Annotated in this window: 15 protein-coding genes and 3 pseudogenes; 3 read left to right on the top strand and 15 right to left on the bottom strand. The window is 66.9% G+C overall.

The features are described 5' to 3' along the window. Positions 1-59: 59 nt before the first annotated feature. A pseudogene (locus tag ABT063_RS17925) lies at positions 60-362 on the bottom strand (tyrosine-type recombinase/integrase); the annotation flags it as partial. Between ABT063_RS17925 and ABT063_RS17920 the strand changes: the two are divergent. Then, positions 356-1,778 (top strand): annotated as a pseudogene (locus ABT063_RS17920) (relaxase family protein). The pseudogenes ABT063_RS17925 and ABT063_RS17920 sit on opposite strands and share 7 nt — an antisense overlap. Here ABT063_RS17920 and ABT063_RS17915 read toward each other — a convergent pair. The 5 genes from ABT063_RS17915 to ABT063_RS17895 all read right to left on the bottom strand — a co-directional run bounded on the left by ABT063_RS17915 (position 1,779) and on the right by ABT063_RS17895 (position 5,480). Next, on the bottom strand, positions 1,779-2,105 hold the full coding sequence (locus tag ABT063_RS17915) for a DUF6087 family protein (protein WP_351058309.1): 327 nt from the start codon (positions 2,103-2,105) through the stop codon (positions 1,779-1,781). A 31-nt stretch (positions 2,106-2,136) separates the two neighbouring features. Then, positions 2,137-3,324: an ATP-grasp peptide maturase system methyltransferase gene (tgmC, locus tag ABT063_RS17910; protein WP_351058308.1), complete on the bottom strand. Its 1,188-nt coding sequence runs from the start codon at positions 3,322-3,324 to the stop codon at positions 2,137-2,139. After that, positions 3,317-4,276 (bottom strand): ATP-grasp ribosomal peptide maturase, encoded by a 960-nt coding sequence (gene tgmB / locus ABT063_RS17905; protein ID WP_351058307.1) that lies wholly within the window; start codon positions 4,274-4,276, stop codon positions 3,317-3,319. The genes tgmC and tgmB overlap by 8 nt, the downstream gene beginning before the upstream one ends. Before the next feature lie 5 nt (positions 4,277-4,281). Further along, the gene (gene tgmA / locus ABT063_RS17900) at positions 4,282-4,584 is read right to left on the bottom strand and encodes a putative ATP-grasp-modified RiPP (RefSeq protein WP_351058306.1); all 303 of its coding nucleotides are present in this window, start codon (positions 4,582-4,584) and stop codon (positions 4,282-4,284) included. A 479-nt stretch (positions 4,585-5,063) separates the two neighbouring features. After that, positions 5,064-5,480 carry an ATP-binding protein gene (locus ABT063_RS17895; protein ID WP_351058433.1) on the bottom strand — a complete coding sequence of 139 codons (417 nt, stop codon included), beginning with the start codon at positions 5,478-5,480 and terminating at the stop codon, positions 5,064-5,066. 252 nt (positions 5,481-5,732) lie between these two features. On the opposite strand from ABT063_RS17895, the gene ABT063_RS17890 reads away from it, so the two are divergent. Both ABT063_RS17890 and ABT063_RS17885 read left to right on the top strand, forming a co-directional pair. After that, positions 5,733-6,986, top strand: coding sequence for a helix-turn-helix domain-containing protein (locus ABT063_RS17890; protein WP_351058305.1), 1,254 nt, complete (start codon positions 5,733-5,735; stop codon positions 6,984-6,986). After that, positions 6,971-7,501, top strand: coding sequence for a GNAT family N-acetyltransferase (locus ABT063_RS17885; protein WP_351058304.1), 531 nt, complete (start codon positions 6,971-6,973; stop codon positions 7,499-7,501). Before ABT063_RS17890 ends, ABT063_RS17885 begins: the two co-directional genes overlap by 16 nt. A gap of 7 nt (positions 7,502-7,508) precedes the next feature. Here the strand turns inward: ABT063_RS17885 and ABT063_RS17880 are convergent, their stop codons facing one another. The 9 genes and pseudogenes from ABT063_RS17880 to ABT063_RS17835 all read right to left on the bottom strand — a co-directional run bounded on the left by ABT063_RS17880 (position 7,509) and on the right by ABT063_RS17835 (position 21,537). Beyond that, positions 7,509-8,198, bottom strand: a complete 690-nt coding sequence (locus ABT063_RS17880) for a YdcF family protein (RefSeq protein ID WP_351058303.1) — start codon at positions 8,196-8,198, stop codon at positions 7,509-7,511. A 91-nt stretch (positions 8,199-8,289) separates the two neighbouring features. After that, positions 8,290-10,005 carry an ADP-ribosylglycohydrolase family protein gene (locus ABT063_RS17875; protein ID WP_351058302.1) on the bottom strand — a complete coding sequence of 572 codons (1,716 nt, stop codon included), beginning with the start codon at positions 10,003-10,005 and terminating at the stop codon, positions 8,290-8,292. After that, a complete protein-coding gene (locus ABT063_RS17870) occupies positions 10,002-10,658 on the bottom strand; it encodes a DarT ssDNA thymidine ADP-ribosyltransferase family protein (RefSeq protein ID WP_351058301.1) in 657 nt (218 codons plus the stop codon). Before ABT063_RS17870 ends, ABT063_RS17875 begins: the two co-directional genes overlap by 4 nt. 2 nt (positions 10,659-10,660) lie before the next feature. Continuing rightward, a complete protein-coding gene (locus tag ABT063_RS17865; protein WP_351058300.1) occupies positions 10,661-12,058 on the bottom strand; it encodes a 3'-5' exonuclease in 1,398 nt (465 codons plus the stop codon). A 574-nt stretch (positions 12,059-12,632) separates the two neighbouring features. Next, positions 12,633-13,405, bottom strand: a pseudogene (locus ABT063_RS17860) (tyrosine-type recombinase/integrase); the annotation flags it as partial. A gap of 214 nt (positions 13,406-13,619) precedes the next feature. Beyond that, on the bottom strand, positions 13,620-14,279 hold the full coding sequence (locus ABT063_RS17850) for a hypothetical protein (RefSeq protein ID WP_351058299.1): 660 nt from the start codon (positions 14,277-14,279) through the stop codon (positions 13,620-13,622). Between the two features lie 57 nt (positions 14,280-14,336). After that, positions 14,337-14,660, bottom strand: coding sequence for a hypothetical protein (locus tag ABT063_RS17845; protein WP_351058298.1), 324 nt, complete (start codon positions 14,658-14,660; stop codon positions 14,337-14,339). Beyond that, positions 14,648-14,851: a hypothetical protein gene (locus ABT063_RS17840; protein WP_351058297.1), complete on the bottom strand. Its 204-nt coding sequence runs from the start codon at positions 14,849-14,851 to the stop codon at positions 14,648-14,650. The genes ABT063_RS17845 and ABT063_RS17840 overlap by 13 nt, the downstream gene beginning before the upstream one ends. A gap of 362 nt (positions 14,852-15,213) precedes the next feature. After that, a complete protein-coding gene (locus tag ABT063_RS17835; protein WP_351058296.1) occupies positions 15,214-21,537 on the bottom strand; it encodes a DNRLRE domain-containing protein in 6,324 nt (2,107 codons plus the stop codon). Positions 21,538-21,655 lie beyond the last annotated feature (118 nt).

Genomic DNA, 21,655 nt, shown 5'->3' with positions numbered 1-21,655 from the left:
ATTCGTGGTGTGTGGGCGGGGTTTTCGGACCCCGCCTTTTTCATGTCCCCGGAGGGGCCTTGGGGCTCCGCTTCCGTGAAGGCGTCGTCGATCGCCTTACGGGTGCGGGTCTCGCTGGACGGCAGCAGGTGCGTGTACGTCCGGAGCGTAAAGCCGGGGTCCGAGTGGCCGAGGTACTCGGAGAGCGCCTTGATGCTCTCTCCCGCGTCCGGGAGGACGGAGGCGTAGGCGTGCCGGAGGGCGTGCATGCCGTCTTCGGGAGCCGCTTGGAGGTAGCGGGCGCCGTGCTCTCGGGGAGGGATGACGCCGGCAGCGGCCAGCACCCGCTTCCAGTCGCCCATGTCGAAGACACACCGTGTGGCACTGCCCCGTGTGCCGCACCCGAGGACCCGATCCTCACCGACGCCCAGTGGGCGGACATCGCCCGCCGGATCGTGGGCCGCAGCCGGCATCGCCCCCGAGGGCGACGAGGAAGCCTGCCGCTGGGTGGCCGTCCGCCACGCAGACGACCACATCCACATCGCCGCCACCCTCGTACGTCAGGACGGCCGCCGTCCCCAGCGCGATTACGACCAGCGCGAAGCCCGCCAGATCGAAGCCGACTACGGGCTCAGGCGGTTGAAGCCGGGCGACGGCACCGCCGCCAAGCGCCCCACCAGCAAGGAACACTTCAAAGCCAAGCGCCTGGGCCAGGACGCCACCTCCCGCGAGATCCTGCGCCTGCGCGTCCGCCGCGCCATGGCAGCCGCCTCCACCAAGGCCGAGTTCTCGCCCTGCTGGAGACAACGGGTGTGGCTGTGCGCCTGAAGCTCGGCCCTTCCGGCGATGCACTCGGCTGCAACTTCGCCTTGCCCGGCGACACCAACGACAAAGGCGAGCCCGTGTTCTACGCGGGCTCCACCCTCGCCGGCGATCTCTCCCTGCCCAAGATCCGCGAACGCCTCACCACCACCAGTCCCGAGCCCGCGACCGTCCGGCCGGGCAACCCCTGGCACCAGGCCACCGCCACCACCGAACGCATCCCCCATCACCTCACCCACGGCGACGCCCCGACGGCCCAGGGCCAGTTGGCCGCGCTCGGCGGAGCACTCGACCTGCTCCCGCTCACCGCTCCGCCCGTGGTGCGGGCCGAACTCGAACGAGCCGCCGTCGCCTTCGAGCGCGCCACCCGCTCCCGCATCGCTGCCGACCACACCAGTGCCCGCGTCCTGCGCCGCAGTGTCCAGGCGATCTGGAAGGACCCCGCACGACATGGAGACGATGCCGGGCTGGCGATGCTGCTGGACGTCGCCCTCACCACGGTCGCCTACGCGATGCACTGGCACCGCACCCGCCAGAACGCCCAACAGCAGGCGGCAGCCGAACAGACCCTCATCCACCTGCAGGCCGCGTACGCGCAGATCACCGGACCAGTCCTGGCCGGCCTCGCCAGCCGGACACCCAGCCCGCAGACCAAACGCCGCTACGCCCACCACCTCCAACAGACAGCCCCCGAACACACCGAACGCATCCTGACCGACACCGCCTGGGACGCCTTGGCCACCGTGCTCGCCGAGGCGGAAGCAGCCGGACACAACCCGACCGCGATCCTCGACCAGGCCCTCGACCAGCGCACGCTCGACGACGCCCACAGCCCCGCACGAGCACTGACCTGGCGCATCCGCCGCCTCGGCGAAAGACACGCACCCGGCCCACGAGCCCAGGCAGCCAACGCGCACTACGTCGAGGGGCACCCCGCCGCTCCGCGCACGCAGCAGCCTCAGGCGCGGCGACGTTGATCACCTCTGTGCCCGGCCGCCACCGTCCGGCCTGGGCACCTGGGGTTTGCGGTGCTTGCCGGTGCCGGAGCCGAGCGGCTTCGGCACCGGCCCTGGGGGTGAAGGCTCGTTGGCCTCCGGGTACAGGATGGCTTTGGCGTCGGCCAGGCTGGCGGCGAACCCGTACAGCTCCCATGCGTGCCCGTTCCAGCGCTCGATGGCGCGGGGCGCATCCGGATTCAGATGCGATGCCCTGGGCCCGTGGCCGGGCACGACAGGCACGGCGCGAAGTCGGCCGATCCTCGCGTCACGGCGTTCCGCCCAATCCTTCAGCGGTTCGTCGTCCATCCTGGCGTTCCTCGCGTCGGTGGCGGCTGTCTCAGGAGGGTAGCGCCCACTGTGGGCCGTTCGGGTTCCCAAGCCAGACGGCCTGCTGGTCGCGGGAGACGGTCACGCCGAACGCCGCGGTGTTCGGTGAGCCGTACTCCTCCCAGGTGGCCACTGCCGACTCGATCGCGTCCCACAGGCGGCGGGGGCCGCCCTGCCTGACCTGCCAGCCGCCGTCCGTGGGAGCGAGGACGGCGAAGGAATCGGTAACGCTGTCCAGTAGAAACGTGCTGACCGGGCCGCCGTCGACCGCCATCGAGAAGAAACGGGCGTCCGGCGCCGCGAGCTGCGCCATGAACGCCGACCCGGAGCTGGTGAGAAGCTCTGGCCCGCGTACGGCTTTCCGTACCGTCCCGTCGTCGGGGCCCGGCACCATGCCGAGGCTCTCCGGTGCGTCCTGCTGGCGGGCGATCATGAAGCTCGGGTCGTCCTCGCTGAACCAGCCGCTCGCGCTGTCACCCGTGACGATGAGTTTGGCCAGGCCGAGGGAGCGCATCCAGCCGCGAAGGGTGGTGAGGATGACCCCGCCTGGCCGGACCTGTTCCAGCCAGGCGGGCGGGATGCTGCGGAAGCCGCACGTGGCGATCAGCCGGTCGTACGGGGCTCCGTCGGGGTGGCCGGCGCGACCGTCCCCCACCAGCAGGTGGGGAGTATGACCAGATCCGGTGAGGGCGTGGCCGGCTCGTCGGGCCACGCCCTCGTCCGTCTCGATCGAGGTCACGCCCTCGCTACCGAGCCGGTGGCACATCAGCGCTGTCGAGTAACCGGTTCCGGTGCCGATCTCCAGCACATTCATGCCGTCCTGCACATCCAGGTCCTCGAGCATCCGGACCACGAGGCTCGGCAACGTCGACGACGAGGTCGGGGCCGCGTTGCTGATCGGCTTCGGGTCGGCCCAGTCGATGTCCCGGCCGTCGAACTGAGTCATCCATGTCTCGTCGGTGTAGACGAGCCGGAGCCACTCCTCCTTGCCGACCGTCTCCTGTGTGACCGGCTCCCAGGTGGTAACGCCCGGGGCATGGCTCTCCCGGTAGAAGCGCGGGATGAATCTGTGGCGGGGCACGGCCTCCACGGCGACCCGCCACGGCCGCGAGCGCAGCCAGCCGTCCTTCTCCAGTTGTCGGGCGAGCCGGCGCCGGAGATCGGCTGCGGCTGTCTCGATGTCGGTTTCACTAGCCACGGAGTCCTCCTTCCAGGAGATCGGCGAGTGCGGCAGTCATCGGCAGACCGGTCGGCGGCTCCATCCATGCCCACTGCCCGGAAGGATTGCACTCGATGAAGATCCACTCGCCGCAGTCGGTCAGAGCGAAGTCAAACGCACCGAAGACGAGCCCGAAGTGCTTCAGATAGGCACGCATAGACCAATCCACTGCAGGCGGAGCGGCGACCGACGTGTATGTGTGAGTGCCGTAGTCCGTGCGCCAGTCGAGGAGACCGGAGTCGATCCGCACGGCGAAGATCTGCTCGCCGATCACAGTCACCCGGATATCGGCAACCTTGTCCACCCGCTTCTGGAAGAGGTGCACGGTGCCGGATACGGAGTCGTCGATCTCGTCGGCGGTCACCTCAGTCACGGGGACGGTCTGGGCCTTGCCGTCGACCAGGTAGAGCGGAACCGAGATCGGCTTGAAGATGACCGGGCCGTGCGCCCTGATGAAGGCCCGTGCGTCGTCGGGAACGTTGGTGATCAACGTCGGCGGAAGCGTGAAGCCGGCCGCCGCTGCTGCCGCAAGCCCGGCTGGCTTGTACTCGGCGTCGCCGATGCGATGGGGGTGGTTGACGTAAAGGCAGCCGGGCAGAGAGGTCAGGATGCCGCCCAGCCCGTAGCGCGCCTGGGCCACGGCGAATCGCTCGTCCTGCTTGTCGAGGTGGGGGAAGGCAAACCCGGAGGGGCGCCGGTAGTACACGGAACGCACCGCGCCCAGGTCGGCACATCGGCTCGAGGTCTGCACGCTTCCCCGCCACCGGTCGGTGCCACCGATGGTGGCCGAACACGACAGAGTGGCGGGGAAGTCACCGGAGTCGAACCGCACGACCGGGACACCCCGGTCGTGCAGCTCGGTGATCACGAAGTCCGCGGTCGGGTCGTCGAGGTTGGTGACGACCAGGACCGGACGATCGTCGTTCGTCACCAGAGTCACTGGTCGGTGTCGTTCCCCGTATCGCTGTCCGGGGAGTCGCTGTTGCGGTCTCCCTGGCCCGTGGTGCCGGTCGCGGGATTCGTGCCGGAGGACGTGCCGTGGCCCGGGGACATGGTGGGCGCCCCGGAAGTGTCGAAGTACCGGGCGGTTTGCGTCTCCGGGTCCAGCGTCACCGTCGCGTAGGCGGGGCCCTCGGCGGGCGGATACGGGGCGATGCGACGCAGACCCCACGGGGCAGCGGTCAGACGCCCCTGCGGCAGCGGGCTGCCCGTGGGAAAGCGGTCCATGTGGTTGAACACGGTCTTCCTTCCTGTCGGATGTTCTTGTCCTTCGTGTGACTTGCTCACCCGCACGGCATCGAGGAACGCGGTCCTGCTTGTGCGGGAGTCTCAAGGGCGCCGGGAAGAAGAGGCGCCGGGGCCTACGTCGAAACCGGACCGGGATTCCGGAGTCCGTCCAGGACCCGTTGAAGGAGGCTGATGTCCGGTGCGCGGGCCTCGACTGCCAATCGGCCGTCGCCGTACCAGCGGCTGAGCTGCTGCCGCCACGCGATCTCGGCACGCTGCACCTCGGCGCGCATCTCGCCGAGAGCCAGTCCCGACTCGACGCGAAGCCGCACAAGGTCGGGGGGGAGTTATCCGGACCGGCTCTGGAACAACCACCGCGCCGGCCTCGTCAGACGGACGCACCGGGCCGAAGGCCAACTCCACGCACGCGTCCGGGAACGGGTCGCCGACAAGCTCCTCCGAGGTCAGGAGTCGTAACGAGATACGCGAGATCAGCATGCGGCCGGCACCCGCAGCTCTGCCCAGACGAGCTTGCCCCAACGATGCAGGTCGTAGCCCCACCGCCAGCTCAGCGACTCCACCAGGAGCAGACCACGGCCGCCCTCGGAGTCACCGTCAGGACAGCCCGGTTCCGGGGTGTCTCGGCACTTGTCGGCAACGCCGATCCGAATCACTTCGGCCGTCTCGCGCCGAATCACCACACGGACCACGCGACAGGGCGTGTGGCTGACGGCATTGCTGATCAGCTCCGAAACGATCAGAGTGCCCACCTCGGCCAACTCACCTATGCCCCAGATGTCCAGAGCCGCGGAGACAAGCAGACGTGCGCGGCTTGCGGACTCCGGCTCGCACGGCACCGTCTCGGTGTAGCCCGGAACACCGGTCGCTGTTGGTTTGGCGGCGGTCATGGTCAAGGGGTCATCCCTCCGAGGCTGGGACGCCCGCTCCCGACGGGTGCGCAGGGGCGGGCTTTCCTCCACGCCATCGAGAGGCAGGAAGGGGAATCTCGCCCGCTCAACGGCTTGTACCGAGTCAACGGCCCTTGGCCGACGGCGAACAGGAAATGTCGTGCCCCGCCGTACCTCCGCGAACCGGAAGACTTTACGCTCCGGTGACCTCGGGTCTGGTTCGGCCAGTGACCACAGGGCTACGGTCGGTCCATGGGAGCGAACGCCATCCTCAAGAGCCGGATGGAGGAACTCGGGCTCACCCAGGAAGAATTGGCTGGTCGGATGAACGCTGCGCTGGCAGATATCACCGGCAGGCCGGGTGACGTCTCCGACCGCACAATCCGCAACCTCCTCAACGGGACCTCCCGCCGCCCCATCGGACGCACGTGTGCAGCCCTGGAGCGGGTGTTCGGTTGTCCCGTCGAGGACTTAGGGTTCAGCGCACCACGCACCATGCAACACCCGCAGGAGGACCCCGTGCGGCGTCGCACTTTCCTCACCTCAGCGACCGGAAGCGCAGCCGCCGCCGTTCCCTTGGTGGCCCAACGCCGGACCGTCGGCATGTCGGACGTGGCCCGGGTCGCTGCCGGGATGAACGCCCTTGTCGAAGCCGACGACCGCCAGGGCGGACACACGGAACTGGAGAAGGCCGCCTCCCAGGGCCGCAACAGGGTGCTGGAGCTACAGCAGCGCAACGCCGGCGAACGCGTCCGCCGAGCCCTGTACGCACTGGCCGCCGAGTACACCACCATCGCCGCCTGGTCCTGCATCGACGCCCGCAACCTCGACCAGGCCCAGAGCTACCTGAACGAATCAGCGACGTACGCCGGCCTCTCCCAGGACGGCCCCACCGAAATGCGGGTCTGGGTCAACCTCTCGATGCTCGCCTACCAGCGACAGAACTGGCCCGAAGCGCTCGCGGCAGCTCAGGCCGCGCAAGCCTCCTCAGCGGGTCGCCGAGACCCGTTCTTCGACTCGCTGGGCCGAGTCCGCGTCGCCCTCGCATACGCGGCTCTCGGTGACGGCCGTGCGGGCCTGCGTTCACTGGGATCAGCCCAGGACACCTTCAACAGGGTGGCCGACCGAGAGCGTCCGCGCTGGACCGCCTTCTACGGGCAGGCCGAACTCGACCACCTCGCCGCAATCGTCCAGTTCAACAGCGGACGCCACGCTCACGCCGAAGCCATGGCACACCGCGCTCTGGCCAGGGTCCCGACCACCTTCCGGCGCAACAGAGCCCTCGCGACCGCCCAGCTCGCCCTCGCGCAGCTCCACCAGGGAGAAGCCGAACAGGCCACGGCCTCAGCCACCGACGTCTTCACGATCATGGATGGCGACCCACTGCCCGGCCGTATGCGCACCCTCATGGGCGACTTCCACCGGGGCCTGTTCGTCATGGCCCCCTCCGCCTCCTACGCACGAGACTGGGCAGACCGCATGCGAACCGAATGGAGCCGAGCGTGACCGACCTGCGTCACTTCCAGCAGGGAAACTTTCCCGAAGGCTTCCGGCAGATGCTCATCGACGTCCACGCCGACGCCTACGCCGACCAGATGGATGACCCCTTCCACCAGCGCTTCCCCTGGTTCGTCGATCACTGGACCGGCATGGACGGCTTCTCCTGCGTGGTGGCGTACGACGAAGACGAACCGGTCGGCTTCGCCTACGGCGCCCCGCTCGCCCCCGGCCGCGAATGGTGGCGCTCCACCGCGTACGAGCCGAACAACGGCTATTCCTCCACCTACGCGGTCTCCGAGGTGATGGTGCGCCCAAGCTGGCGTAAGCAGGGAATTGCCGACCGCCTGCACGAGGCGCTACTCAAGGAACGTACGGAAGACCTCGCCGTGCTACTGGTCGACATCACACACCCCAAGGTCCAAGCGCTCTACGAGACATGGGGATACACCAGAGTCGGCGAGCAGCAACCGTTCGCCGACTCACCGGTGTACGCGGTCATGGTCAAAGACCTTCGGGACTGAGTCGCCGTCAGCCAGTGACGAGACGGCTGTCGAACCCGGCCCGCACAAGTCGCTCGTAAGCGTCATACACATCCGCTGGCACTTCCTGCTCGACGGCGAAGCCTAGCTTCGGATACTCGATCACCCGTTGCAGATCGCCCACCAGCATGTCCACGACGAGCTTCTCGTCGCCGATGGACTTGATGTAGTCGTCCAACTCCAGCGACTCGGAGGCACACACGACGTCCACGTCGGGCCACAACTTGCGGCAGGTCGCGTACGAACGGCGCTCCATGTACGGCTTGGAGATCAGCAGCAGAGACTCGACCTCGACGCCAGCCTCGGCCAACAACTCGCGGGAGAAGGTGATGTTCTGGCCGGTGTTGGCCGCCTTCGGCTCAACCAGGACCGCCTCGTCCGGCACGCCCAGGCTCAGCGCGTGCTCGCGGTAATGGACAGCCTCGCCGCGCGGGAAGCGTGCCCGGGTGGTGGGACTGTTGCCTCCGCTGAACACCACGACCGGGAAGAGGCCGACGCCATACAAATCAGCGGCCGCGGTGGCCACACCGAGGTCGTGGCTGCCCAGGCCGATCGCCGCCGAGCACGGCCGCTGCTCGTGCCCCATCTGGTGGTAGTTCCAGATCAGCGTCGCGTCGCAAAACTGTTCGTCGCCGATCTGGCCCTGCTGGTGCTGCGGCAATGAAGCTCCTTGGCTCATCCAAGCTGGCATTTCAATAGGAATCGCATTCGACGCCCGAAAGTGTCAGGCAGAACGGACACGCAGGCCGACCAGGAGCTGGCGGACAGACTTAGCGCGGAGCTGAGATTTTCTTGTTCCTAATTTCGGCTTGAAGAGTCGCAGTGAAGGCAATCATCTGCTCAGTAGTGCCGATTTCGGCAATCCTCCGAACAGCATACCCAATAGCCTGATCGGTATGACCTTGGGAGCGAATCCAGTCCAGCATTGCGTCAACATTGAGGCTCTGATTTCCGACCGGCCGACGACGATCAGAACGTTGTGAATAATTCTCTCGAAGTGCACTGGAGGTCATGGGAAAATCAATTTCTTGCTGGACGCTGCTAGGTTCTTGAGCCGACTTCTCTAGACGATCATGCACCTGCTCGCGGAGTTCCGGTTGGGCTACCGGGTACTGCACCTGCGGAAGTTCCTCAAGCTCCGAGCGGTGTTTGACCAGTATCGTCTGGCCAAATTCCAGTTTCGCCCACGACCATGAGAAGGAACGAGCTGAGCCAGCCGGTGAGAAGTCTTCACATACCCCAAGTCCTGCTACAGCAGGCTTTCCACCCACCAAACCTACGGCACCCGCTTGAGTCTTAGGCGCCTCCCAGTGCAGCAAGTCTGGATAAGTGAAGTGGTCAGTCTCACCATACTCCCCCGCCGAAATTCGGGCGAGCCGATGTGACTCCGCAACAATATAGTCTCTGTCCGCAATAGCACCGGGTGGCCCGCTGACCGTCACGCAGCCGAGAAGAGCGGCTGCCATAGTAGCAATCGTATCTGTGTCTGTTCCGAGCGAGGCAATGACCATCCGAAGGATTAGGAGGGGATCACTCACTCCAGCCGCAGCAATAGCGTGGGCCGCAATCACCGTAGCCGTACCGCTTCCCCTCGTAGCCGGCGCACGCAAGCCGAGATTCTCAATCAGAACCTCGTATGACTGGCCGAGCCTCACATGGTCCTCGCACTGGACAGCGGGACCCGCAGCAGCAACAAATTCATCTGCTGCGGGAATCATTTCCGCTAGCTCGATAACTGTGGATTTCCAGGCTTCATCTAGAGATGCCTGAGAGTCCCGCTCCCAGGCCGCACGCCACATGGACAGTTCCATGTGGCCGCGCATGACTTCTGGAAATTGATGCAACTCGTCCACTAGATTGATCCACTCATCAACGCTAGGGACGTTTCCTCGATCCAGCGCATACCCAACTGCAATCGCATGAAATAGCGCACCAATTAGCGCTCGGGGATGCCCGTGAGTAATTACAGAGTCGCTAATCACATCCAAGAGGTGGGGCCCGACCCTACCAGGGTCCTGCGCAGCCCAGACATGCGGCTGCACACGCATAGCAGCGCCATTACCTCCGGCATCCGTCCACCCTTTAAAGCAATTCCCAAACCAGGGAATGCTCGGCCCCGTAATGTGCGATGCGGCGGCCTTGGACGCCCTGCCTCCACCCAGCGCATAGCTAGTCCAGATAGGAAGCTCAACCTTCGCGAACGCCTCGGCATCGAACCCACTGGGTCGAATCGCTCGCCCCACAGCGAGGCGAAGCTGCGTGTCATCGCTGTAGGTTCCTGCAGGAAGATTTACGGCGGCTCCAAACTTACCCCCAACGCGACGCTTCCACTCCAAGGGCTCCAGCAAAGCACGCCCGGCAAGACGCCGGCGCATACCCGCTTCATCCGTTAGCTCGGTGACAAATCCCAGCGAATCAGCCCAAGCTGCCCATAGTGCTGAATTTGTGCGTCGCTGAAGAACCTCTGTAACGTCAGTGGGGCTCATGTGAAAACCTCGGGTGCGCAGACGACCGGTACAGCAGGAGTGGACGGGAAACTGGCGAACCACCCGCTGATGTCATCCGCATGATGCTCCTCCCGCACGTACACGCGCTGCAACTTAGCCAAGGACAAGCGCCCCGGGTACAGCACCTCCGCCTGACGATCCGTAGCCCAAGAGGCAGACTGACCAGCGAATCGTGCCATCGGTTGGGAGTAGCGACCACTGACGACGTCAGCGAACATCGCGTTTAGTCCGTCCGCTCCGGTGGCGCGGCACACGGACGGGTAGATGTTGTTCGTAGTGGTGAAGTAAACACCCGGATCGCTGAGGATGCCAGCCTCGAAGCTCAGGGCCGCCCACCAGACATTGTCTACCTCATGCCACCTCTCACTGGCATCAAACATCGAATCGTTAATTCGCGAAATGCTGAGATTCACATAGTCCAACCAGGCGCGATCCTTTCTTGTGCTGCAATTTGGCGTGTAAATATGCTCCACATATTTTTCTTCGGGAAGGCGCTTCCGACTCAGAATCGCCGACGTTCCGAGTATGCCCAAGAGCCCAAGGTTAGTAGTGAAGTGTAGGACTTCAGATATTCTTCGATTGGCGACAATCGATTCGATCGAGTCCTTCGCTTCGGCGGCATGGCTTGTCATAGTCACAATCGCACTTCCTTGTACGTGCCTTCAACCAGGAGTCCGATTAGAGTCGACGGATCATCCGCCTTGTATCCCAAAGTCACGGTCTGGCGGGATCGGCCAATTCCCATCGCCAGCAGCCTGCGCAACATGTCCAGCGTTGCGTCACCCTCCTCGTCGCCGTGAGGAGTAACTTGCTGATTCAATCCGAGCATGAATACATGGTCGAACTCCAACCCTTTGGCCGAGTGAACAGTACACAGCGCCACAGACTCTGGGCCTGAGGGCCACCCAGACGCTCGGGTCAATTCACACCATGCGATTCCTTCTGTCGCCAAGGCTCGCCTCAAGTAGTCGAACCATGCGCCACCCTTGGGGTGAAGAAACGCGACCGACTGGCTGGTCAGATCAATTTCAGTGCGAAGGTATTGAATGGCATATTCTACTTGTTTATTGAAACGCCCGTCCACCACGACAGGAAGTGGGCCCTCCCGATCGCAGGCTAGAAAATCGGGAAGTGTCCCGTCGTCCTCGTACGGCAAACCTTCAACGATACCGCGGGCAAAGGCAGCCACCTGTCGGGTGTTGCGGTGGTTACTTCGGAGGACATATGCGTTCGTAAGCTGGATACCGGCCTCGGACCAGGTGAAGAATCGCGGGTAGATGCGCTGCGTGGCATCCATGACAAAGGTAGTGGTGTGGTCGCCACTCACATGGGAACTTATCGCTCTCACTTGATTAGCGCTGAAGTCCTGAGCCTCATCGACGATCACTACATCCCATGCCGGCTGGGACTCCACCTGTCGCGCCTCAACAGCGATATCGTTCCAATCCCTCCAGCCGCGCTTCTCCTTATGGGCGATATAGGGGGTGACGACCTCTTCCAGAAGACGCTTCCTCAAAGAGCGCTCGACGCGCGGTGCCTGCCCCCTACCCTCTCGACGGGCGGTCAGGTATGCGTCGAGTTCCTCGGAGCCAAACCGGCCCAGGAGATATTCGACTTCATCGACGATGAAATCGGAAGGCAGGGTAATTGAGGCAGCCAAGCTGCGGATGACGGGTCGCGTTTGTTCGCGGTCCACAAGCCCTTCGTTGCCTACCATGTCGACGGCCCACTTGCCGAACGTTGCAACACGCAGGACGAGACCAGCAGAACCAGATACCTGCTGACGCGCTAGCTCCGCGACATACCCTTGAAGCGTCTTGTTGTAGGTCAATACCAGGACTCTTACCGGTTCTTCCTGCTGGAGGCGCTCACGGCGGCTCAGGCGAGTGGCGCATAACTGACGCAGACGTAGCAGCGCAGTCGTCGTCTTTCCGCTGCCAGCAGCCCCACGGACCAAGTGAAATCCGGGTCGCGTGTCAGCCAGGATGCGCATCTGCTCCGGGCTCGCTTCAACGTGGGACAGCAGCCTCATAGGCACTCCCGCAGTCGGGTCCGGTACGCCGTACTCAGATGGCGGTCAGCTTAGACCGAGCAAAGCATGCCGAGTCACACTTTCTACACATCGGACGAAGTGATCACTCCTGGCGTTCGTCGCGTGGACCTGATCTACACCTACGTCGCCAAGGATCACTCGGTCCAAGCCATACGTGACCCGGGTCGAGCGGTCGCTGGCCTCGGCAACCTGTCTGATCACGAACCCCGATGCGCGCGTGTGCCTCTGCCGTGAATCCCCGGGTCACGCTCCCGGTCTAGTCGCCGCAGTAGTTACGCCTCGTGAGGGCACATCCGGGGCACATGAGCCTGGGAAACGGCGTTGACCCGTGAGAACTACCGAGAGGAGTTTCTGCAGGTCAACGCACACTTCGCCGAGACACCCCAGGTCCGCGCCCCGCCCCTCCCATTCGCTGCATGAGTGGCAGGACTTCTCGCATCGGTTGCATGAGGCGGGGCATCAGCCGTATTGCCTGGTGTGGCCCTGAGCTGGGGATTCGTGGTGTGTGGGCGGGGTTTTCGGACCCCGCCTTTTTCATGTCCCCGGAGGGGCCTTGGGGCTCCGCTTCCGTGAAGGCGTCGTCGATCGCCTTACGGGTGCGGGTCTCGCTGGACGGCAGCAGGTGCGTGTACATCCGCAGCGTGAAGCCGGGGTCCGAGTGGCCGAGGTACTCGGAGAGCGCCTTGATGCTCTCTCCCGCGTCCGGGAGGACGGAGGCGTAGGCGTGCCGGAGGGCGTGCATGCCGTCTTCGGGAGCCGCTTGGAGGTAGCGTGCACCGCGCTCGCTGGGAGGGATCACGCCGGCGGCGGCCAGGGCGAGCTTCCAGACGCCCATGTTGAAGACGCTGCGGTTGTACGCCCGGTTCTTCTCGTCGACGAAGAGAAGTCGTACGGTCTTCGGCTCGCCGTCGGGCTTGGCCCAGGACAGAGTGACGGCGACCGGCGGGAACTCCTTCATGTGGGCCTTGAGGGCAGCGGCGGGTTGGGCCGGGAGGACACCGATCGGACCTTGTTGCCCTTGGGCAGGGCGAACACCGGCTTCGTACCGACCAGCCGCACCTGGCGATTGACGTGGATCCAGCCGCCCTTGAAGTCGATGTCCTCGACAGCGAAGCCGAACACCTCGCCCTGACGCAGGCCACAGCCGAAGGGGAGCTTGCCGCCGGCCTGGAAGCGCTTCGGAAGACCGGCGATGACCGCACGCGCGCGCTCCAACGACCAAGGGATGATCTTCTTCTTGGTCGCGGTCGGCAGCTTGACCGACTTCGCCTTGCAGGGGTTCTTCGGCAGCAGCCCGTCCTCCACGGCCATGCCGAGGATGCGCGATCGCCGACGATCGTGACCTGATCACGGAACTCTTCGCCGCCCGAAGGCACCTCGGCCACGTCGGGAGCAACCTCAACCAGGTCGCCCGTGTCCTCAATTCCGGTGGGCAGCCGCCCGAAACTCGGCATCGTCATCTCCGCCACCCGACGGGCGGTCCAGCGCGTCCAGGACGCCACAGACCGGCTCATCGCCCGTGCCCGTAAATAACGGCTGGTCAGGCGGCCATCTCACTGCGTATCCGATCGAGGAGCTGGACCGCCGTGGCGTGCTGCGCAGGCAGCCGTTTCCCTGCCGCGCGGACGATGCGCTGGAGCTGGTGGGGCAGGCGCTGCGTGACCGCTTCCCGGGTCGCGGTGTCCAGCGACTGGGCGGCGCCGGAGCGGTCGTCGGCCAGCAGCTGGACGTGAGCCACGGTGATCAGCTCAATTACACGCCATTGCGGTGCCACGACGGTTGTAGGCGCAGGGCTCTGCTCCACCAGCCGCATGGCCATCTCGGTACGCCCCGTGGAAACGAGGCCGCGCAGACGGATCTCGTGCAGCGAGAAGGGGTTGAACAGGCTGGTGTGGTCGACGCGGTCGAGGAGGACGTCGGTCTCACGCATCACCCGGTCGAACAGCTCGCCGTTGCCCAGCGTGCCGGCAGCGCGGGCGAGGAGCGGCAGGGCGGCGGCGCGGGCGGTGTCGTCCGGTGCGGTGGCCACAGCGTGGCACAGCCGCTGGACGGCCGCGCCCCGGAGGTTGGCCTTGCGCAGCTCGTTGCCGTGCATCCGCAGCACGTAGGAGGTCATGCGTGGGTCGTCGAAGTATTCGGCGACCTCGAGGCTCTTGGCCGTCCAGTGCGCTGCGGTGGCCAGGCGTTCTTCTGGCAGCACGTTGCCCAGGGCGACGCCGAGGCCGACGCGCGCCCGGGCGAGCAGGTGCAGGACGTCTCACTCAGTGTGACCGTGCTCGACACGGGCTTCGAGGCGGGCGACGAGCGGCCACAGCTCGGAGACGGCTTCGGAGGCGTGCCCGGACTGGCGGGCGATTTCGGCAAGGCGAACGGTGGACTCGCCGAATTGCAGCATGGCCCGGTGGTCGGTATCGGTGGGATCGGTGATGCCGAGGACGTGTGGCGGCAGTCGCAGGGCCTCGCAGACCCGGCGGCGGGAGCCGACGTCGTCGAGGACGCGCTTACCCAGCTCCAGGGCGGAGATGTAGGTCTTGTCGTAGCCGAGGAGTTCACCGAGCGCGGTCTGGTTCAGGCCGTGCACGCGCCGGTAGAAGCGGAGGATGTCCGCCAGGTCGTCAGGGGGCAGGTGACGCCACGATCGACGGCGGCCCGGACGAGGGCGGCACCGTCCTGTTGGTCGACTGCCGGGCCGTAGCCGTCGCTGAGCCGCATGCAGCCCAGTCCGATCGCGGACACCTCCGGTCCGCTGCTGCCGAGCGTGCGCGTAATCAAGGCTTCTCAGAACGTCACTTCCGGAAGCCGTAACTGACCAGCCCGGCCGCCACGACCGAGCCGACGCCGGGGACCAGGAGCTGGAGCAGAGCTTCGGGTCCCCGCACTTTCTGTTCTGACCCACGAAACAGACGGCCGGAGTTGACCGGTGACCCCGGTCAACTCCGGCCGGAAGCGGAGACTTCCTTACCTGTTCCGATTCCGCGAGTTGTAGTGAATGGCACCGGCGGAAAGGACGATCAGAACGGCCGGGGCGTAAAACCGGGCCGAATCCCCGACCCCCCACGCGACCGACGCGACGACCACTGCCACGGTCACCACCGCCGCGATGCCGTACGACAGCGCGACTACGCCTTTGTTGCTCAACATCTCGCCTTCCAGGGATACGCATACCCGGTGTAGTAGTAGAAGTGGGTCCAGCCGAACGTCTTCCGGTAGACCACAGTCGTGCGACTGTAGATGCTGAGGCATTTACCGGAGCGCTCGGCGGACCCCGCGACCATCGCGATGGTGAGCGCGATCGCCGACAATGCCAACAGAATCAGGGCGACTGGCTGAGCACCCGGAATGAACGCGACGGCCCCGGCCGCAAGGGCGAGGAATCCCGACGCGTACGGCCCGTAGTAGGCGATCCGGCTGGTCCAGCGCCGGTTGAAGGTCCACCTCGTGCTGTAGGAGCGTTTCAAGTTGCTCTTGTTGCTCCACCGCTTGAGGATCACCTTGCCCCACGACCGGTACAGCGTCCGCTCCTGGTAGCGATAGACCCTGCGACCGTCCAGGTCGTAGTTGCTCACCGGGTTGGCGGCCGCGTACTCGTAGGCGTTCCTGCTGCCGCCGACCACGGGATCGACCTGGAGGAAGCGTCCGGTGGCGGGGTTGTACAGGCGCACACCCATGAGGATCTGGCCCGTGGGCGTGGCGGCGGACCGCTGCATCCCGCCCAGCCAGCCGTAGCCCGACACCGCGCCGCTCGCCCGCTGACGGCCGTACTCGTCGGCGCTCAGCGCCCTCGGCGCGACCGTGCTGTCCAGCGGAAGGACCAGGCTGATGTCGCCGTGCAGATTGGCCAGTTGGAGGACGACCGTGCCCGTCGCCGCGGTGGTCGCCGACATGCTGCCGGACAGGCCCGCGACCATGCGGGAGACGGTGCCCGCGGTGTTGTCGGTGATCCAGCGCGGGCTGTCCGACGCACCGCTGTAGTGGTTGGTCTTCGAGCCGGTCTGGGTCCACGCCCCCGACGCGTTGGACTCCGTCGTCCAGCCGCGGAAGCGACCCGCCGCGTCCAGCGTCCAGGTCTGGCGGGTGTCACCCGTGGTCTGCTGGCGGACGAGGTCGTTGGCGTGGTACGCGATCGACGTCCCGTCGGGCATCCTTGTGGTCCGGCCGAACGCGTCGTACACGTAGCCGGAGTCCACGATGCGGTCCGCACTGTCGTACGTGTGCGTGACCGACGTGGCACCCGAGGTGGTGCAGTCGGCGCCGTTCTCCGCCGCCGCGGTGCTCAGACCGGTGCGGTTGGTGCGCTTGTCGAAGCTGTACGTACGGGTGGTGCAGACGTTGTCGTAGGTGTCCTCGACCGTGGTGAGCCGGCCGACCGCGTCGAACGCGTACGTCTGCGACTCGCCCGCGCCCGCCCCGCCGGAGTGGGTGGCCCACTCGTCGTGGACGGACTCGGTGACGGCGTCGGTCAGCAGGATCTCGCCGTCGGAGTCCCGGGTGTAGACCCGCTGGTAGGGCAGGCCGGCCTTTCCTCCGGTCTGGGTCATGGTGTAGCCGCCGGGCAGGGTCTCCTTGACGACCGTGCCCTCCACGTCGTACTTGGCGGTGAAGGTCCCCGCGACGGAGTCGGTCAGCGAGGTGGGCAGCCCGCGGGGCTCCGCCGTGTGGTCGTAGGCGTACGTCGTCGTCGACGGCACCGAGTCGGTGACTTTCACCGGGCGGTCGAAGGCGTCGTACGTGGTGGTCGTGACGCCGTCGTCCGCGTCCGTGTAGGAGATGAGGCGGCCGAGACGGTCGTACTCGGTGTGGATGGCGCCGCCGTCCGCGGACATCGTGACCGACGGCTTGCCGGTGGCCTCGTCGTACGCCAGCGACGTGCCCGACACCGCCGTGCCCTGGCCGCCGGTGGCCTCGGTGCTCTTCACCCGGCCCGCGTCGTCGTAGGTCACGGTGGTGATACGAGCCTCGGCGCCCGACGTCTCGGCCTTCTCCGTGATCTGCCCGTAGAAGCCGTACTCCGTGGAGGTGTCGACGAGTTGGGCGGGGTTGGTGCCGCCGCCGGTGATGTCACCGGCCGGACCGGTCCAGCACTCCAGGCCGGCCCATTCGGGGCGTCCCTCGCACCAGCCGTCGCCGGCGGCGGACCAGTACACGGTGATACGGGAGGTGGCGTCGTTGCCGGTGCCGCCCGGCGGGACGACGGCCGTGACCCGGCCCTGGGCGTCGTACTCCGTGGTGGTGGTCAGGTTCAGGCCGCCCGGGTCCTCGATGACGAGTGTGGGCAGGCCCTTGACCCAGTCGTACTGCGTCTCGGTGAGCCGCTTCTCGCTCATGATCGAGTAGTAGCCGCGGACGCGGGCCCCGGAGATGGCCAGGGTGGGCTGGTTGCGGACCGAGGCGGTGCCGTCGGTGGGACGGCCCTCGTCGTACTCGTTGACGGTCCACGGCTGGGCGGCGACGGAGGTTCCCGCCGGGATCAGGACGGTGGCGCCGTCCTTGAAGTCCTCGGTGAGGTCGATCCGGCGCAGCGGCTCGAACTGCTCGAGGAGCCGGGTGCCGTCACCGTTGTAGTGCGAGGTGATCGAGAGCAGCCGGGCGCGCTCGGCGACGCTCAGCGCGCCGATGCCCAGGTCGTCCAGGCGCGCTTTGTCCTCGGCGGTGGTGCCGAGGGCGAGGGCGTGGTTGCCCGCCGAGAGTTCCCGCACGGTGTTGCCGTACTTGTCCGACTCGGTGGTGGAGATCCCGCCCGCCTCGTCGATGGTGTTGACCTCGTCCCCGGAGGCGTCGAGATAGTGGAGCTGGGCACGGTCGTAGCCGCCAGCCGTCAGTGCGCCGCCCTGGTGGGACGCGGGAGTCGAGTCGGCCGGGAAGACGGCGGTCGCGTCGGTCGGGTGGTCGAGCTGGCCCCATTGCTTCACGGCCGCGGCGTTCATCGCGTAGGGCGCGGTGGCCCCGGACAGCGGCACGTCGTACACGATCGAGGTGACCGCCGTGCCGTTCGTCTCCGTCGCGCTGCCCTGCGCCAGCGTGGCCCGGCCGGCTGTGAGGAGCATGCCGGCGCCGCCCGCGGTTCCCCCGGCGTTGCCGTAGCCGAAGGTCCAGGGGAGCTGGCCGGGCGGGGTGATTTCGCTGACCCGGCCCGCGGAGTCGTAGGCGTACGACGTCTTCAGGGCGGGGGTGATCAGCGGGTTCCACGCCTCGCGCAGCCGGCCCGAGGCGTCGTACGCGTACGACTGGACCGTGCGGGCGGTGGCCGCGGTGCCGCCGGTCTCGGTGGACCACAGGGTCAGGCCCTTGACCTGGCCCGCGTAGTCGCCGAAGGCACTGCCCGTGGCGGTCGTGGTGTCCGCGTATGTGAACTCCAGGACCCGGCAGCCGCGTGTGGACGGCGTCGTGGCGCAGGTGCCGTTGTCCACGGCACCGCCGGAGGCGACCAGCAGCTTCGGCCGGGCGAGCGTCGTTCCGCCGGCGGTGACCGCCTCGGAGACGATGCCGGTGGTGGAGTTCTGCACCCCGCTGAGCGCCGAGGAGGTGATCTGCCAGGTCTCGGCGGCGGCCGCGACCTTGGCGAACGTCGACACACCGCCGTCGCTGTCGGTGAGCGTGAACCCGCCGGCGAACGTGCCGGTCAGCGTGGTGGACTCGGCCCCCGGTTCGGGTATCCAGCCGTCGGCGTCGCCCGCCTTGGCGGTGAAGTAGATGCTGGTGCCGTCGTCGAGGACGACGTCGAGGGAGGTGTCGGAGGTCTTGCGGATGTGGGTGTACCCGGCCGCCGCGACCTCGGCGACCACACCGGACGTCCACTCCTCACCGAAGATCGCGACCTGCCCCTCCTGGGCGCCGGCCGTGGGCTTCCGGGACTTCGCGGTACGGGAGACGGTCAGCCCGAAGTGGCTCTCCTCGGTGCCGGCGAGTGTGAAGTCGCCGGTGAGCAGGTTGAGATGGCCGGGCCCGATCTGGGTGCTCGCGGCGGTGTCGGCGTCGCGGTCCACCACGGCGCCGATCGGCTGGGTGCTCGCGGCGGCGTTCGACGGTCCGGTGAAGTCGGCCTTGAGCTGGATGGAGCCGTCCGGGTCGACGGTGTCCGTGGCAGCCCAGACGGCGGCCTCGTTCGTGCCGTCGGTCAGCGGCAGCGGCCAGGCGGACAGCGTCTGGCCGCCCACCGTCACGGCGGAGGCGGGGACCTCGGCCCAGGTGTCCTCCTCCGAGCGGCGCCACAGGAACGTCACCGAGTCGTACGTCGCCGCGTCGGCCTCGGCGACCAGGGAGAGCCGGCGGGCCGTGCGGGTGCCGTCATCCGGGGAGGAGAAGCCGCCGGGTCCCACGTGGAAGGTGTACTCCACGGCCTCGGAACGGTGGTCGGCCGCGTCCACGGTGCGGACCTGGAGCGTCTGGGTGCCGTCCTCCGGCGGAGTGACGCCGATGCCGACCGGGTTGGCGCCGTCGGCATTCCGCTTCGTCCACTCGACGCCGTCCAGCGACCACTCGAACCAGCGGTGGTCGGAGCCGGACGGCGGCGTGACGGTGAACGTGCCCGCCTGCCCCGCGCCCTTGACCCACTCTCCGTTCGGGTAGTCGGTGGAGGTGACCTGAGCGGGCGCGGAGGGTGCGGTGGCGTCCACGGTGAAGGTGGCCCACGCCGACCAGCCGGTGTTGAAGTGCGTGCCGTCGTAGGGCGAGGTGCGGAACTTGTACGTCTTGCCGTCGGTCAGCACGCCCGCGGGCACGGTCACCGAGGCGGGCTGCCCGGACGGCACATATGCGGAGACCAGGTAGTTCCCGACCTGGACGTCGGTGGCCGCGTCGCGGATCTCGAAGGTGCCGTTGACCTTGTCGCCGTCGGTGTCGGTGAAGGTGTCCTGGAGGGTCGGGGTGGTGCTGTCGACCGTCCAGACGCCGTCCTCCACGAAGTACGGCGGGCCCGCCTGCTGCGAAGTGCCGGTCCTCGGGCGGTAGTTGTACGTCACTGTCAGCTTCGGCGGATTGGCGGCGGCGTTCGCCGAGTTGACCCGCTTCCAGGAGCGGAAGGTGCTCTCCTCGGCGGCCCTGATGCCCATGTGGGAGCTGGCGTTCTTCGCCGAGGCCCAGACCTGCGCCAGGTCGGTGACATCGGCGTTGATCCAGCCGTCCGCCGTACAGGCCGAGTTGCCCTTGGTCTGGGTCGAGGTCGCGTACTGCGTGTTCCAGGTGGGCTGCGCGCTGCCCGCCCAGCGGGACGACGTCGATGGTGCGGACGTCGACCAGACCTGCCAGGCGTAGGCGGCGCAGTCGGTGTTGCCCGAGTGGAAGTTGTACAGGCTCAGCTGCGCGCTGGAGACCAGGGCGTCGGCGATCGGCTTGGTGTTCCAGGTGATGAACGACCGGGCCGTGCGCGGCGTGCCGTCGGAGTTGGTCGTTCCCGGGTTGCCGAAGTCCAGCTCGGTGTCGGCCGACCAGTCGACGGTCTCGCCCTGCTGGACGTAGGTGTCGAAGACGTTGCCCAGGGACGAGGTCGACGGGTCGACGGTCACCGGGTACTTGGTGTCCTCGTCGGCCAGGAAGCCGGGGTCCGGGGTGACGACGAGGTCGACGCCGTCACCGTTCTTGACGACCTTCAGATCGACGGGGGCCTTGCGGGTGTGCTCACCGGACACCTTGTCGACGGTCGCGTCCCACATCACCGGGGCGGGCATCACGGCGCGCTTCTTCTTGCCCGACTTCTTGTCGGTGAAGAGCAGACTGCCGTCCTTGAGCTGCTTGACCCTGAGGCCCTTGACGTCCAGGGGCAGGGTGTACGAGTAGGCCCCGCCGGCCGGCCGCTCGCCGATCTCCACGTACTGCTCGAAGCCGGTACGGGTCGACTCGACGACGACGTCGGCGTCGGGGATCGCGTTCTCGTAGCGGGCGGTGGTGCCGTCGATCGCCGGCTTCGGCAGGCCGCCCTTCCACTGGAGGGTGATCTGCTGGTCGCCCGAGCCGAGGGTGACCAGGTCGCGGGCCTTGGCGTCCTCCGCCGCCGCCAGGGACTTCGCGACCGTGCCGCCCTTGCCGGCGAGTTCGAGCCCGCTGGGGTGCGCCTTCGCGGCGACCGAGCCGTCCGAGCGCTCGACCAGTGCCACGTCGACGTCGGTCCAATCGCCGTCGCGCTGGAAGCGTATGGGTCCCGCCGCGAGCTCCGTCGTCAGCGAGCCGTCCTTGTTGACCCACGTCGTCGACGTCTCGGTGCGCTCACTGAGCGCTTCGACCCGATGGCCGTACAGGCGGGCAGCGACCCGGGCCGAGGGGACGTCGGCCGCCTGCTTCGGTCCCTTGGTTCCCTTGGTTCCCTTCGTTTCCTTGGCCGTCGCGGCCTCGGTGGTCCGTTCTCCCAGGCCGAGCGCGATGGCGTGGCCCGTACCGGCGGCCACGAGGGCCGTTTCGGCGATGAGCGCGGCGGCCAGGGCGAGGGCTATCCGGGGTCTGCGAGCGGGGTTGGGTCTCCAGCGCAAGGGAGCGGCTCCTCACAGGCAAGGGGCAGAAAACTACGCCGATAGACTCGCGGGCCTCCAGGGACCGGGGAAGTGAGATTTTCACGAGTCTGCTGTGGGGCTTCTGTAACCATCCCCT

This window comes from Streptomyces sp. NPDC002838, from assembly GCF_040295365.1.
In the GTDB taxonomy this organism is placed as follows: Bacteria; Actinomycetota; Actinomycetes; order Streptomycetales; family Streptomycetaceae; genus Streptomyces.
Note: the sequence above shows the minus strand (reverse complement) of the source record. Positions and strands in the feature narration are given on the sequence as shown.

Coding starts and splice junctions, on each gene's coding strand:
- ABT063_RS17915 (WP_351058309.1), bottom strand. CDS start 2,105: ATGGACGACGAACCGCTGAAGGATTGGGCGGAACGCCGTGACGCGAGG.
- ABT063_RS17895 (WP_351058433.1), bottom strand. CDS start 5,480: ATGACCGCCGCCAAACCAACAGCGACCGGTGTTCCGGGCTACACCGAG.
- ABT063_RS17890 (WP_351058305.1), top strand. CDS start 5,733: ATGGGAGCGAACGCCATCCTCAAGAGCCGGATGGAGGAACTCGGGCTC.
- ABT063_RS17885 (WP_351058304.1), top strand. CDS start 6,971: ATGGAGCCGAGCGTGACCGACCTGCGTCACTTCCAGCAGGGAAACTTT.
- ABT063_RS17880 (WP_351058303.1), bottom strand. CDS start 8,198: ATGAGCCAAGGAGCTTCATTGCCGCAGCACCAGCAGGGCCAGATCGGC.
- ABT063_RS17875 (WP_351058302.1), bottom strand. CDS start 10,005: ATGAGCCCCACTGACGTTACAGAGGTTCTTCAGCGACGCACAAATTCA.
- ABT063_RS17870 (WP_351058301.1), bottom strand. CDS start 10,658: ATGACAAGCCATGCCGCCGAAGCGAAGGACTCGATCGAATCGATTGTC.
- ABT063_RS17865 (WP_351058300.1), bottom strand. CDS start 12,058: ATGAGGCTGCTGTCCCACGTTGAAGCGAGCCCGGAGCAGATGCGCATC.